The 12,910-nt window shown below is 61.1% G+C and carries 12 protein-coding genes and 1 tRNA gene; 4 read left to right on the top strand and 9 right to left on the bottom strand.

All coding sequences use genetic code 11. The annotated features are described in order from the left end of the window. Nucleotides 1–33: 33 nt before the first annotated feature. Nucleotides 34–438, bottom strand: a complete 405-nt coding sequence (locus FNU76_RS03780; protein WP_143856467.1) for a hypothetical protein — start codon at nucleotides 436–438, stop codon at nucleotides 34–36. Nucleotides 439–728: 290 nt separating this feature from the next. Between FNU76_RS03780 and nadB the strand changes: the two genes are divergently transcribed. Next, nucleotides 729–2,309, top strand: coding sequence for an L-aspartate oxidase (gene nadB, locus FNU76_RS03785; protein ID WP_143856468.1), 1,581 nt, complete (start codon nucleotides 729–731; stop codon nucleotides 2,307–2,309). Here the strand turns inward: nadB and FNU76_RS03790 are convergent. The 3 genes from FNU76_RS03790 to FNU76_RS03800 form a co-directional block, all read right to left on the bottom strand. Beyond that, nucleotides 2,289–2,741 carry a protein YgfX gene (locus tag FNU76_RS03790; RefSeq protein ID WP_143856469.1) on the bottom strand — a complete coding sequence of 151 codons (453 nt, stop codon included), beginning with the start codon at nucleotides 2,739–2,741 and terminating at the stop codon, nucleotides 2,289–2,291. The genes nadB and FNU76_RS03790 overlap by 21 nt on opposite strands. An 85-nt stretch (nucleotides 2,742–2,826) precedes the next feature. Beyond that, nucleotides 2,827–3,513, bottom strand: a complete 687-nt coding sequence (locus FNU76_RS03795) for an SIMPL domain-containing protein (RefSeq protein WP_143856470.1) — start codon at nucleotides 3,511–3,513, stop codon at nucleotides 2,827–2,829. A 147-nt stretch (nucleotides 3,514–3,660) separates the two neighbouring features. Continuing rightward, the gene (locus FNU76_RS03800) at nucleotides 3,661–4,023 is read right to left on the bottom strand and encodes a hypothetical protein (protein WP_143856471.1); all 363 of its coding nucleotides are present in this window, start codon (nucleotides 4,021–4,023) and stop codon (nucleotides 3,661–3,663) included. 377 nt (nucleotides 4,024–4,400) lie between these two features. Here FNU76_RS03800 and FNU76_RS03805 point away from each other — a divergent pair, with 377 nt between their 5' ends. Then, nucleotides 4,401–4,745, top strand: coding sequence for a hypothetical protein (locus FNU76_RS03805; RefSeq protein WP_143856472.1), 345 nt, complete (start codon nucleotides 4,401–4,403; stop codon nucleotides 4,743–4,745). A gap of 6 nt (nucleotides 4,746–4,751) precedes the next feature. Here FNU76_RS03805 and FNU76_RS03810 read toward each other — a convergent pair whose 3' ends face one another. Both FNU76_RS03810 and rnr read right to left on the bottom strand, forming a co-directional pair. Continuing rightward, a complete protein-coding gene (locus tag FNU76_RS03810) occupies nucleotides 4,752–7,349 on the bottom strand; it encodes an ATP-binding protein (RefSeq protein WP_143856473.1) in 2,598 nt (865 codons plus the stop codon). A 66-nt stretch (nucleotides 7,350–7,415) separates the two neighbouring features. Next, a complete protein-coding gene (gene rnr, locus FNU76_RS03815; RefSeq protein ID WP_223879211.1) occupies nucleotides 7,416–10,448 on the bottom strand; it encodes a ribonuclease R in 3,033 nt (1,010 codons plus the stop codon). Nucleotides 10,449–10,515: 67 nt separating this feature from the next. Between rnr and FNU76_RS03820 the strand changes: the two genes are divergently transcribed. Beyond that, nucleotides 10,516–10,602 (top strand) — tRNA-Leu (locus FNU76_RS03820). A gap of 235 nt (nucleotides 10,603–10,837) precedes the next feature. On the opposite strand, the gene FNU76_RS03825 is transcribed toward FNU76_RS03820, so the two are convergent. The 3 genes from FNU76_RS03825 to FNU76_RS03835 all read right to left on the bottom strand — a co-directional run bounded on the left by FNU76_RS03825 (nucleotide 10,838) and on the right by FNU76_RS03835 (nucleotide 12,317). Beyond that, a complete protein-coding gene (locus tag FNU76_RS03825) occupies nucleotides 10,838–11,179 on the bottom strand; it encodes an FKBP-type peptidyl-prolyl cis-trans isomerase (RefSeq protein WP_143856474.1) in 342 nt (113 codons plus the stop codon). A gap of 241 nt (nucleotides 11,180–11,420) precedes the next feature. Next, on the bottom strand, nucleotides 11,421–11,699 hold the full coding sequence (locus FNU76_RS03830; RefSeq protein ID WP_143856475.1) for a hypothetical protein: 279 nt from the start codon (nucleotides 11,697–11,699) through the stop codon (nucleotides 11,421–11,423). 138 nt (nucleotides 11,700–11,837) lie between these two features. After that, nucleotides 11,838–12,317 carry an SRPBCC family protein gene (locus tag FNU76_RS03835; protein WP_179958335.1) on the bottom strand — a complete coding sequence of 160 codons (480 nt, stop codon included), beginning with the start codon at nucleotides 12,315–12,317 and terminating at the stop codon, nucleotides 11,838–11,840. A 315-nt stretch (nucleotides 12,318–12,632) separates the two neighbouring features. Here FNU76_RS03835 and FNU76_RS03840 point away from each other — a divergent pair, with 315 nt between their 5' ends. Beyond that, a complete protein-coding gene (locus FNU76_RS03840; RefSeq protein ID WP_143856477.1) occupies nucleotides 12,633–12,896 on the top strand; it encodes a hypothetical protein in 264 nt (87 codons plus the stop codon). The last annotated feature ends 14 nt before the right edge of the window (nucleotides 12,897–12,910 follow it).

The following is a 12,910-nucleotide window of genomic DNA, read 5'->3' on the forward strand; positions in this document are numbered from 1 at the left end:
CTCGATCCGCAAGGCGGCCCAGGCCGGGAAAGGCTACTGTTTTTCCTCCGGATAAATAACCGAATTCCCCTTCGGTTTCATCCAGATGTCTTCTTCGCTTAAATTCGTCTCGACGAACTCGATCGGCGCGCCGCTATTTTCGTCAATGATGGCTGCCACTCTAAATCCTTCAAATGGACAGTATGGTCCCAGCACGACATTTTTCCCATTTATCGCCTCGTCCAGGTTGCTCACCTTGAACGCGACATGGGGAACCGTTTTCAGTATCAGGTGCAAAGGGCAATCGTCATCAAAGCGATGATATTGCACACGAAATTCACTGTCCTCGCCGCCCGATGTGTACATTTTGAATGTTGGGCTATATCTTTCGCCCTCCCTTTTTTGAGTGGTAGGGATACCGAGGTGGTGATATTCATAAGTTACCGTCTTGGTATTCATGAATCGTCCTGTTCAGGGTGAGAAATGCGATGTTGTCCGGATCGACGGCAATGCCGAAAACGGCAAGCCGAGGGCTTGCCGTTCGTAAAAACAAACACCTTGGTCATTCTAAGCATGTACTGATGCAAGATTTTTCGGGAATGCACGGATCTTTTGCAATTTTCCCCAGGATCCCTGGGACGATGCCCTCGGCACCGTACGGCGCACCTACGCACGCATGATAACCATTCGCACTGATCCGGGGCCGCCCTTGGTATAGTAGGCGGCACCCGTCCCCTAGATCCTTTCCCATGCAACATTACGACGTATTGATACTGGGCAGCGGCCTGGCCGGCATGACCTTGGCCTTGCAGCTCGCAGAAACGCGCAAGATCGCACTGGTTACCAAACGCACGCTCACCGACGGCGCCAGTCAATGGGCACAGGGCGGGATCGCCGCCGTGCTCGACCAGACCGACAGCATCGACGAGCATGTGCGCGACACCTTGATCGCGGGCGCCGGGCTCTGCGACGAAGCGGCCACGCGCTTCATCCTGGACCGGGCTCGCGAGGCGATCGAGTGGTTGATCGAGCTGGGCGTTCCCTTCACCCCCGATGCGGCGCATGAAACCGGCTTCCACCTGACTCGCGAGGGCGGCCACTCGCATCGGCGCATCATCCACGCCGCCGATGCGACCGGCGCCGCCGTGGTGGCGACCCTGGCGGCCAAGGTCGCGGCGCATCCCAATATCCATTTGCTGGAAGAGCATATCGGCCTGGACCTGATCGTCGGCAAGAAGCTGGGCCACCCCGACTCGGGCTGCCTGGGCGCCTACGTGCTGGACAAGCGCAGCGGCCAAGTGCAAACCCTGCTGGCCGACCACACCGTGCTGGCCACCGGCGGCGCCGGCAAGGTCTATCTCTATACCACCAACCCCGACACCGCCACCGGCGACGGCATTGCCATGGGTTGGCGCGCCGGCTGCCGGGTGGCCAATATGGAATTCATCCAGTTCCATCCCACCTGCCTTTATCACCCGCATGCGATGAGCTTCCTGATCTCGGAAGCCGTTCGCGGCGAAGGCGGCCTGCTCAAATTGCCGGACGGCAGCCGATTCATGCCGGCGCACGATGAGCGGGCCGAACTGGCGCCGCGCGATATCACGGCCCGGGCGATCGACTTCGAGATGAAAAAATACGGTCTCGACTGTGTCTACCTGGACATCAGCCACCAGCCGGCCGAATTCATCCGCGAGCATTTCCCCAATATCCACCAGCGCTGCCTGGAACTGGGCATCGATATCACCCGCCAACCCATTCCGGTCGTACCGGCCGCGCATTACACCTGCGGCGGACTGCTGACCGACCTGGCCGGCCGCACCGACGTGGCCAATCTCTACGCCATCGGCGAAACCGCCTGTACGGGCCTGCACGGCGCCAATCGCCTGGCCAGCAATTCCTTGCTGGAAGCCCTGGTACTGGGTCGCGCGGCGGCGCAGGCCATCCTGTCGGCGGCACCGGTCCAACGGATTCCGGTACCGGCCTGGGATGCCAGCCGCGTGAGCGATGCGGACGAGGAAGTGGTGATTGCGCACAACTGGGATGAATTGCGGCGTTTTATGTGGGACTACGTCGGCATCGTCCGCACCGATAAGCGACTGGAGCGGGCCGCCCATCGCATCGCCTTGCTACGCAGTGAAATCGACGAGTTCTATCGCAATTTCCGTGTCAGCAACGATCTGATCGAGCTGCGCAACCTCGTCGATACGGCGGACTTGATCGTACGTTCGGCCCAATTGCGCCATGAAAGCCGCGGCCTGCACTTCAGCCGCGATTACCCGGCCACGCTGGGGACGGCCGTCCCGACCATCCTAGCCGCCAGGGGCGAGTAGACCGGAATGCGCCTGAACCCGTGCGCCCCAGCGCAGCCAGGCCCGCAAGCGCCGCAGTTCGGCCGGTGCGGCGCTGTCCGGCCACAGCACCAGGCGTATGCGACGGTCATCGGTTAGGGCAAGTGTCAGCACCAGCAGATGCGGGGTGCAATGGAAGGTGGGCATCAGTAGCGCGGCGAAATCCTCGTCGCCGAGCCGCAAGGCCCAACTGCCATCCGCCAATAGCCAGGCATGGCTGGGCAGCTCGCGCCGACAGGAACGCAGCCGCCATAGCGCCGACAGCAGCACGGCGCAGCCGAGGAGCAGTTGTGCCGCCAGTGGCAGGCTGGCCAACCTCGGCATCGGTAGCGCCAGCAGATGCAGCGCGCCCACGCCAAGGCGTTCCAGATTCGAAGGGCGTAATTGCAGCAGCAATTGTGGAGCGGCTTTCAATCCGTACTCCAGAATGTGACAGAGCGGCATTTGCCGCTCCGTCTACCAGCATCCGGCAAGCCATGACGACTTGCCGATATCACGCTTACTGGATTTCGATCGTACCCGACACGCCCACCTGCACCTGGCTGTCGCCCGCTTCCATCGGCGGCGGCGCCATTTCAGCCGCCATGCCGCCGCGCATTGCCTTCATCAGCATGGGCGGTTGCGGCGCATAACCGCCGCTATTGACGCTTAGGTTGACCAGCTTGTAGCTGCCGCCGCCAACGCTCTTGCGTACCACTTCCGCGCGGCCGCGAAACGCCTTGACCGCTTCGTCGATCAACTCGGTCTCCACCCGTTCGCGGGTAGCCGGCGCTACGCCAAAGCTGACACCAGCCAATTGCATATTGGCTTGCAGCTTGCCGATCAGTTCCGCCGCCGCCTTGAAATCGGTGGATTCCAGCCGGATATCGGAGCGGCCGCGCCAGCCTTCGGCCTTGTTCTTGTTGTTGTAGATGGGATAAACGCCATTGCTGCCGGACGAAACCTTGACCGCCGGATAGGTCTTGGCAATCTTGATCGCCTCGGCGGTAGCGCGATTGAGCTTGTCGGCCAGGATCGCGGCACTGGCGTCGCTGAACTCGACATAGAGCGAAGCCTGGGCCAGGTCGTTCGGCACTTCGCGGCGCGCTTCTGCCTGCAGGCCGACGATATTGTATTGAATCGTCTCGGCGGCGAAGGCTTGACCGGCCAACAGGGCGGATGCGATCAGGAGCGGGATTCGCTTCATGGTTTTCCTCTTCTGCAATTTGAATATGAAAGCTGACAAGATTCCCCCGTCGAGCGCCGGGGGGGGAGGCGCTCCAACGGTGGCACGGGCAAAACCTGCGCCCGAACGACGAGCAGTCTCTCCGGTGCCGCCTGAACCCGTGGTGAATCAGTGCAGACCGTGATCGGTAGTGGGGCTGTTGTGAATGTCCTGGTCCACGCTATCCATCAGCACGGTATGGATTTCGACATCGAACCAATCCCAGAAGGTCTTCAGGTTGCGGCTCTTCGGCCACAGCTTGCTATCCTGCGCCCAGGACGCCAGTTCCATTTCGAAAACCTTGTCGGCCATATCGTCGATATAGGCAATACCGTCTTCCTGCTCATTCACCTCGGGAATCATCAACACTGTGCAATCACTGCGGATATCGTCGAGGCTAAGGGTCACTTCGTTCTCGGGCAAACTATTGAGCCACTCGAGAAAAGGCTTCTTGGGCTTGATAACGGCAATCGAACGATCCACAAAATACATACTTTTTTCTCCAGATATACCTGCGTCCGAGCATAGCATGGCACTACCGGCCCGCTATGCAGGCAGCGCAAAAGGGACACACTGAAATATTGCGGGTTCTCGAACCACAGCTCACCACCCGGCAAAGCCGGGTGTTCGAGGTCAGTGAGAAATCAACGATCCCTCGCTGTTTTATCCCACTCCCCCCGCCCTCGCCGCCGCGAGGGAGCCTCGCTAGCGCTCGTTTGCGCATTAAATCAGCGGCCAAAGCAGGATTATGCGACGTTCCCGCTTCGGCCGCAGTGGAACAAGCGAAGCTCACTTGCATTGCTCGCCTATCGAGCACCTCGCCCATCGCTTAGAATTCAACTTAATACAAGACAAGCAAAGGCCAGCGCATGTTCGACCAACGCACATCGGGTCGTAGATTGGTTCGCTGGAAAGCGGCGGTGATCCCGCTCAACCGGCCGGACCATATTATCCAAAGCCACGCCACCGAAGTGGCGCAAAAGGGTATCTCGCTGTTTTGCAAGGAACAATTGTTCCCTCATATCACCTATCGCATCATCATGCAGATCCCCGACGCCATGCATATCAGCGTGTCTTACGTGGAGGTCGAAGGCAAACCGATCTTCTCGTCGCTGGTCGGTTCGATGGGGGAGTTCCGTACCGGGATGAAGCTGACCGATATCAGCAATGAATATCGCAGCAAGATCGATGCCCTGCTGCGCGGGATTGGTTAGCGAAACCTAAGCATCGCCCTGGACCGCCATCGCTGCCAAGCAGTCACCCATGGCAGCCAACAAGGCGGCGTAGGACTGTCGATCCAACTCGCCTCGCCTGGCGGCCAGCTCGACCCGCAAGGCTTCGGCCGCCGCGATCGAGGCGGCAAGCGCGCCGAGACTCCCCCTTAGCGTATGCGTTTCCTGCTGTAAGGTCAGCAGGTCTTCCGCTACCAAGGCGGCTTCGAGCCCGGCCCGCCGCGCCGGCCATTCCGCACGGAACAGGTTCAGCATCTCGGCCAGCAGGGCGGCATTGCCGCCGCAGCTTGCCAGTGCCGTTTCGCGGTCGAACGGCATAGCGGCCTTCTCGACGCTCATCGGCGCCACCGCATCCCGCAGGTTCGCGACGCGTGCCAGCACGGCACGCAGCTTGGCCAGCGAAATGGGCTTGGAGAGGAAATCGTCCATGCCCGCCGCCAGGCATCGCTCACGGTCCTCCGGCAGCGCATTGGCTGTCATGGCGATAATGGGTAGATGGATATCGCCTTCGAGCGCACGGATGGCACGCGTGGCGGCCAGCCCGTCCATTTCCGGCATCTGCATATCCATCAGGATCAGGTCGAAGGTTTCATTGACGAAATGGTCCACCGCCGCGCCGCCATGCCGCGCCAGCCTGACCTGGTGACCATCGCGCTCCAGCAAGGCACACGCCAGCTTTTGATTCAGCAGATTGTCTTCCGCCAGCAGGATGCGCAGTGCGGTCGCGACACCGTCGGGGCGTATCTCGGGCTCCGCTCCGGCCTCTGCCAGCTTGAGCGGCACCTTGAAATTGAATACGCTCCCTCGCCCCAAGGTGCTCCGCACCGACATTTCGCCGCCCATCGCGCGAATCAGCCGGCGCGAAATGGTCAGGCCCAGACCGCTGCCGCCATAGCGGCGACTGATGCTGTCATCTGCCTGGGCAAAGGCATCGAAGATACTGCCCAGCTTCTCCGGTTCGATGCCGATGCCGGTATCGCGCACGGTCACTTCCACCCAAGCCACGCCGCCCTCCTCGCGCGCGCAGCGCAGATGCAGGCCGACCCGCCCTTGCTCGGTAAACTTGACCGCATTGCCCAGCAGATTGACCAGCACCTGCCTTAGGCGGCCTTCGTCGGCCTCCACCCAGCGCGGCAAGGTGGGTTCCATGCTGAGGCTGAGCACCAGCCCCTTATCCTCGGCGTTAAAACGCAGCAGTTCACAGGTACGGGCCACCATGGCGCGAAAGTCAAAGGCGCGGACTTCGATGCTGAGCTTGCCCGCTTCTATGCGCGAGAAGTCCAGGATATCGCCCACCAGCTCCACCAGGCTTTCCGATGAAAACCGTACCATTTCCAGCCATTGCCGCTGGCTTTCGGCCAGATCGCCATCCAGCAACAGGCCGGTCATGCCGACAATGGCATTGAGCGGCGTCCGTATCTCATGGCTCATATTGGCGAGGAACTGGCTCTTGGCCCGATTGGCCGCCTCCGCCTCCTCCTTGGCTTCCAGCATCTGCCGCTCGATCAGCTTGCGGAAGGACATGTCGTACCAGATTGCCAGCAGTAATTGACTATCCCCCACGGTCACCGGCGAGAGCGTGATCTCCACCAGGAACTCGGTGCCGTCCGCGCGCAAATACTGCCACTCGTAGCGATGCCAGCCCAGTTTGATCGCCCGCTCGGCCGCTTCGGCGGCCTGTTGCAGCGAATCGCTGCCGTCCGGCTGCCTGACCGGAAAGAAACGGGTCGGGTCGGTATCGATCAACTGGTTGCGGGTCGCCAGCCGCATCGCCTGCGACGCGGCGCGGTTGCAATCGATCACGCGGTGGCTGTGCGGGTCGTACAGCAGCATGGGATTGGCCGACTGTTCGAACAGCACCTTGAACTTCTGCTCCGACTGCATCCGCTCCGTTACATCCTGGGCGGTCAACAGCATGGCCACCTCGTTGCTGACGGGGTCCATGACACGGTGCAGGCTATAAGCATACCAACGCGGGGTCGGCTTCGCGGTGAATCGCCGCTCGCCCTGATCGGCGCCGTATTCCATCGCTGCCTGCCAGATCCGCCGCGATTCAAACGGATCATCGAGCAAGGCGTTGAAGAAAGTGCCCATCTGCAAGTCCAATTGCGGAAAAGCACGCAAAGCGGCCGGATTCCGCATCAGTATCCGGCCTTCCATATCGAACATCATCACCGCCAGCGAAAAATGCAGCACGGCTTCGACCCCGCGCATGGCGGCCGGGTCGATGCGCGCGGCATCCTGCCGCTGGGCATGGCAGCACAGACCTGCTCCACCGTGTGGCATCACGATCGGCACCGCGGCCAGCACCACATCGATGGATTTGTCGGCCCAGTCCAGACGCCAGTCGGCCCGCGCCCTGCCCTGGCTGGCAATCTGCTCGCGCAGCTCGCTCAACAGTGGCGCCGCACCCTCCGCCCACACCGACATATCGCGCGCCTGCAAGGTGGCGGGATTCTCGGCGGACCATAGTGACGCGGCCGCCGCATTGGCCCAGGCGAAGCGCCGGCTGGCCGGGTCGTACACCCAGACGGGCGTGTCCAACCAGGCATAAGCATCCAGATCAGTCCAGGCAAGAGACGCCATAGCCAGCCTCAGCGCAAGATCGCCATGCCGGTGGAGGCCGGCGGATTATTCACATGCCAGGCCCGCTTATTCCTTGGCCTTTTTCGGCTTCGCCGCCGGTTTTTTCTCGGCCGCCGGTTTCTTCGGCGCCGTCCCCGCTTTCTTCTCCGCCGCCGGTTTCGCCGCTACCGTCCTGGTCTTCGCGACATCAGCCGGTTCGGCTGCAGCGGGCCGTTTTTTGGCAACCGGCGGTGCCGGCACTTCTTCGGATCTACTGATGGCCATCGCCCGGGCTGCCGTTTGCGCAGTCAGGTCGGCAGCCGATTTGGAGGTCAGCTTGGCGACCGAGCGAGCGGCTCGTTTGGGCTCGGGCTGAATGCTGAACTGGTTGGCCACCTTATCCAGCGGCGATTCGAACGTCGCGGCCCCTTCCACTCGCTTGGGCTGGAGCAAGGCAGCGACTTGCGGCGCCCGCTTGACCGCCGGCGCCGCAGTGGCCTTGGCCGCGACAGGCTTGGCCGCTGCCGGCTTGGCTTGGGCGGGACGCGCCGCCGGCTTTGGCTGCTCGACCACGACCGGCGGGTTGGCCGCCGCTTTGTGACCCCCCGTTTTGCGGGCCGGCTTCTTGGCCGGGGCCGGTGGCGCCGTTTCGGCCGCCGCCACGGCTTTCCCCTTCACCGCCGCACGGGGTTTTGGCGCCGCCGGTTCGACAGGTGCCGGCGCAACGGCCGGGAGCGCCGGCTTGGCCGCCTTGCGGGTCTTGGCCGGCTTGGCCTCATCCGGCGCAGGCGCCGCCGCCACAACGGGCTGGGCGATATCAGGCGTGCCGGATTTCTTGCGCTTGCCCCGGCCCTCGGGCGCGGATGCCTGTTGCGCATTCGCAGCCGATTTTTCGCGGGCCTTGTCGAACAAGGCAAAATCGATCTTGCTGGTTTCGAGATCGACCCGCGCCACGCGAATGGTCAGTTTGTCGGTCAAGCCATATACCTTGCCGCTGCGTTCGCCGCGCAAGGTGTGGCTGGCCTCGTTGTATTGGAAATAATCGGTCCCCAGCTCCGAGATATGGACCAGGCCTTCCACGAACAAACCTTCGAGCTGGACGAACAAACCGAAGCTGGTGACCGCCGACACCACGCCGTCGAATACCTCGCCAATGCGGTCGCGTACGAAATAGCACTTCAGCCAGTTTTCCACATCGCGGGTCGCTTCGTCGGCGCGCCGCTCGGTCTGCGAGCAATGTGCGCCGATCTCATCCCACTTGCCCGGGCTATAGGTTGTCTTGGTCAGCACCGCCTTGATGGCGCGATGCACCAGCAAGTCCGGGTAGCGCCGGATCGGCGAGGTGAAGTGGGTGTATGCGTCATAGGCCAGGCCAAAGTGGCCCAGGCGTTCCGGGCTGTAGACCGCCTGCTGCATGGATCGCAACAGCATGGTCTGCATCAGGCCGACATCCGGCCAGGCCTTGACCTGTTCCATCAGCCGCGCGTAGTCGCCGGCTTGCGGCGAATCTCCACCGCCCAGGGACAAACCGCGCTCGTTCAGGAACTTGCGCAGATTTTCCAGCTTGCGCTCGGTCGGACCTTCGTGGATGCGGTACAAAGCCGTGTGCTGATGGCTGCCGAGGAAATCGGCGGCGCAGACATTGGCGGCCAGCATGCATTCTTCGATCAGGCGATGGGCGTCGTTGCGCCGAACCGGGTCGATCCGCTCGATCTTGCCGGTCTCGTTGAAGATCATCTGCGTTTCGGTCGTCTCGAACTCGATGGCGCCGCGTTGGCCACGCGCCTTGAGCTGAGCTTGGAACAGCGCCTGGAGATCGAGCAGATGCGGCAGCAGGGCCTTGCGCTCCTTGGCGGCTTTGCCCTTGGGTTGCTTCAGTATCTCGGCCACCTCGGTATAGGTAAAGCGCGCCTTGGACAGCATCACCGCCGGGTAGAACGTGTACTTGACCACTTGGCCGTCGGCATCGACCTGCATATCGCAGACCATGCAGCAGCGTTCCACATCCGGATTCAACGAGCAGATACCGTTGGAAATCTGTTCCGGCAACATCGGTATGACGCGGCGCGGAAAATAGACCGAGTTGCCGCGCTCGTAACCGGTGGCATCCAGCGCATCGCGGGGCCGCACATAATGGCTGACGTCGGCGATGGCGACCACCAGGCGCCAACCCTTGCCCTGCCGCTCGGCATAGACGGCGTCATCGAAGTCCCGGGCGGTTTCACCGTCTATGGTCACCAGGGGCATTTCGCGCAAATCCACGCGCTTGAGACCTTCCGGTGTCTTCCAGTCCTTCTTGGTCACCTTTTGCGGCGTCTTGCCCGCCTGGCTCTCCGCCTCGGGCGAGAACACATGCGGCAGATCGTGCTTGCGCAAAGCGATTTCGATTTCCATGCCGGGATCGGCGTAGTTACCCAATACCTCGACGATGCGGCCAATCGGCTGGCCGTACTTGCTCGGCTGGGTGATCATCTCGACCGACACCACCTGGCCCGGTTCGGCCTCCAGGCTGCCTTCCGGCGACACCAGGATCTCCTGGCTGATGCGCTTCTCCTCCGCCCGCACAAAACGCACGCCGCGCTCCACCACCAGCCGGCCGACCAGCCTCGTGTTCACATGCTCCAGCACTTCGACGATCTTGCCCTCGCGGCGGCCGCGGCGATCCACGCCGATCTCGCGCACCATCACGCGGTCGCGATGCATCACCTTGTGCATTTCCTTGGGCCCGATAAATAGATCGGACGATCCATCGTCCGGCACCACGAATCCGAATCCATCCGGGTGGCCTTGCACGCGGCCCTTGATCAGGTCGAGCTTATCGGCGATGCAGATAACGCCCTTGCGGTTGATCACCACCTCGCCTTCCCGCGCCATGGCGTTCAAACGGCGGGTGAAGAATTCGGCCTCGTGCGGCTGGATGGAAAACAGCTCCACCAACTCGTCCGGGTACATGGGCGCGCCGCGCTCGGTCAATATCTGCAGAATGTAGCTGCGGCTGGGAAGCGGCATCTCGTACTTGCCAACTTCCTGTTCATAAAAGGGATCCGCCTGGCGCAGCTTCAATGCAGCCTTGGGTAGTTTGGCCGGTTTTCCGGGTTTTTTTTCTTTACTGGTTGACATAAATCGTTCACTCTCTATAATGCGCATCTCTCGACGCGCTGCTGCGTATCATGCAGCGAAGTTCGAAGCCCAGGTGGCGGAATTGGTAGACGCACTAGGTTCAGGTCCTAGCGATCGCAAGGTCGTGGAAGTTCGAGTCTTCTCTTGGGCACCAATACAGCAAGGGCGTATGTAGTTTGTCGGGCGGTTTGCCGACAATGCCGCATAAGCTCCACAAACAACCCAGCCTCGTGCTGGGTTTTTTGTTTTTGGAGTCTTGGCCGTCTGCATAGGCCGGCATTGTGCCATAGCCTTCCCTTCCCACATAAGCGCCGTCTTACGCCAGCCTAGCCAAGCTTGGGGGTTTTTGCCCGAAATGACGGCACTGGGGAAGAAGCGGCACTTATTAATCAGTCGTCCCGCGTCAACACTTCCAACAGCTCGATCTCGAAAATCAGATCGGCATTCGGCTTGATATGGGCACCGACTTGTCTTTCGCCGTAAGCAAGGTGGGCAGGCACCATGAGTTTGCGTTTGCCGCCAACCTTCATGCCCATCAAGCCAATATCCCAACCCTTGATCACGCGACCGGTGCCGATCACGCACTGAAAAGGCTTGCCGCGATCATAGGACGAGTCGAACTTGCTGCCATCTTCCAGCAGGCCCAGGTATTGCGTGGTGATCAAGGCGCCCTTGACGACCGCCTTGCCCTCGCCCTCCCGTATATCTTCCACTTGCAGTTCGCTGATCATCGCACTCTCTTGTCCACCGGACCGGATATACCTGCCGAAGCAGGGCTTCCAACGCCGCCCAATTCGCCATGGCATCGAATTGGGCGACGGCGTGTTTATATACCTGGGTCCGCGGCATTTATCCAATAGCTCGGATTAGCCAAATGGTTAAATTACGGCTTCCTCAAACGTTGACATCGGTGGCTTCGGCCACCGATTTTTTTGCGTGCCGTTTGCGCCGCAACCCTACGATCCCGGAACGTTAGCCAAGTAGTTCGGCATCGGGCCGATGGGCGCGGAAGTGGGCTTGATCCACCAGGAAAATATTGGTCATCCCATCTATCGTGGCCCGCATATAGCGCAACGGGTAATCCAATTCGGCCATCTCGTCATTGAAGGTCAGCAGGGCGGACCTTACCTCGTCGACGTTGTCGTACAGCCAATTCAGTTCATCCGTTTCAAAATCCACCGCGGCGGAACAGATAGCCTGTTGTGCCGCTTCGATAATATCAGCCAGGGCCAGCCAGTCGATTGTCATCATGGTTTCCAATGCGTAGCAGAAATAGGCGCCGCATCATAAAGGATGTAATTGCCTTTGCAAAAGAGTGTGACGATCCAATCTTCAACGGCATGGCCGGCTGCGGCAGTGGACTCCCTGTCGGGAACGCCTCTTCGCGGCTTAACCCCGCACCCTTGCCACCAACTGGTCGAGTGCCTTGTTCCAGCCATCGTGAAAGCCCATTTCCTCATGCTCCTTGCGGCCGGCTTCATCGCCATGCAGCAATCGCACACTGTAGCGGGTACCACTGCCCAAGGGCTCCAGCGAAAGGACGGCGGTAAAGAGAAAATGGCCGCAGTGCCCGGACGCCGGCGGCAGGGCCGGACGAAAGCCCGGCTCCAAGGCATTGGTCCAGACCAGTTTGCGATTCTCGACGATTTCCAGGTAGCAGCCCTGGTTGGGAAAGTCCTGCCCTTCGGGCGAGCGCATCACGGTGCGGAACCGTCCGCCCGGACGCAAATCGATGTCGCATTCCACCGTGCGCCAGGGGTCGGGCGTAAACCATTTCAGCAACTGCTCCGGATCGGTCCAGGCCTTCCATACCAAGGCGGGCGATATATCGAGATCACGGGTCAGCGTCAGATCCAATTGTTCGGTCATTTTTGGGTTCCTCCTGCATGCTGGGTGGACCATCTGCGCGTCGGCGGCTGGACAATAACTGTAGATGCAATCGCCTCCCACCGCCAGAACGCACCCGTAGGTAGCGGGTGACTATCGGTAACGGCGTTGGCGGAGGCCCGTAAAACCTACAGCAAAGGGTCGCCAACATGACCGGCTTGGCCCGGATATCGCGTCGCCGGACAGGCACGCCTTTTGCCCTTCCCTCAAGGCCGTACGGACCGGCCGCCTCTGGCGATCCACACAATCGGTACCGCCACGGCGCCTTGCAGGGCCTAAAAGGAAAGGACACCTTATATGGATTCGGATTACGATCAAACGGGCATTGACTTGGACAAGCCCGGTTCCACGGCATCGGAGGATGACGCGCAAGACAACGCGATCGAGCGGAAGCGGGAGCCTTTGGACAATGGCGGCAGCGCCCGCGAGCTCGACCCGATAGGCGAGGATGACGCAAGGGGCGGAGCAAGTGTTCTCGGCGGCTCGGGGCAGCGAATGTTCAGGGACATGACCCATCTCGTCGCGGCGAACGACCCCGGTCGTGGTGGCAGATCCGTTTGAAATCGCGGGGTGGA

It is taken from the genome of Chitinimonas arctica (assembly GCF_007431345.1).
In the GTDB taxonomy this organism is placed as follows: Bacteria; Pseudomonadota; Gammaproteobacteria; order Burkholderiales; family Chitinimonadaceae; genus Chitinimonas; species Chitinimonas arctica.

Bases quoted from the DNA above. Each gene is read 5' to 3' on its own strand.
- FNU76_RS03780 (WP_143856467.1), bottom strand. From the start codon at position 438: ATGAATACCAAGACGGTAACTTATGAATATCACCACCTCGGTATCCCT.
- nadB (WP_143856468.1), top strand. From the start codon at position 729: ATGCAACATTACGACGTATTGATACTGGGCAGCGGCCTGGCCGGCATG.
- FNU76_RS03795 (WP_143856470.1), bottom strand. From the start codon at position 3,513: ATGAAGCGAATCCCGCTCCTGATCGCATCCGCCCTGTTGGCCGGTCAA.
- FNU76_RS03800 (WP_143856471.1), bottom strand. From the start codon at position 4,023: ATGTATTTTGTGGATCGTTCGATTGCCGTTATCAAGCCCAAGAAGCCT.
- FNU76_RS03805 (WP_143856472.1), top strand. From the start codon at position 4,401: ATGTTCGACCAACGCACATCGGGTCGTAGATTGGTTCGCTGGAAAGCG.
- FNU76_RS03810 (WP_143856473.1), bottom strand. From the start codon at position 7,349: ATGGCGTCTCTTGCCTGGACTGATCTGGATGCTTATGCCTGGTTGGAC.
- rnr (WP_223879211.1), bottom strand. From the start codon at position 10,448: ATGTCAACCAGTAAAGAAAAAAAACCCGGAAAACCGGCCAAACTACCC.
- FNU76_RS03825 (WP_143856474.1), bottom strand. From the start codon at position 11,179: ATGATCAGCGAACTGCAAGTGGAAGATATACGGGAGGGCGAGGGCAAG.
- FNU76_RS03830 (WP_143856475.1), bottom strand. From the start codon at position 11,699: ATGATGACAATCGACTGGCTGGCCCTGGCTGATATTATCGAAGCGGCA.
- FNU76_RS03835 (WP_179958335.1), bottom strand. From the start codon at position 12,317: ATGACCGAACAATTGGATCTGACGCTGACCCGTGATCTCGATATATCG.
- FNU76_RS03840 (WP_143856477.1), top strand. From the start codon at position 12,633: ATGGATTCGGATTACGATCAAACGGGCATTGACTTGGACAAGCCCGGT.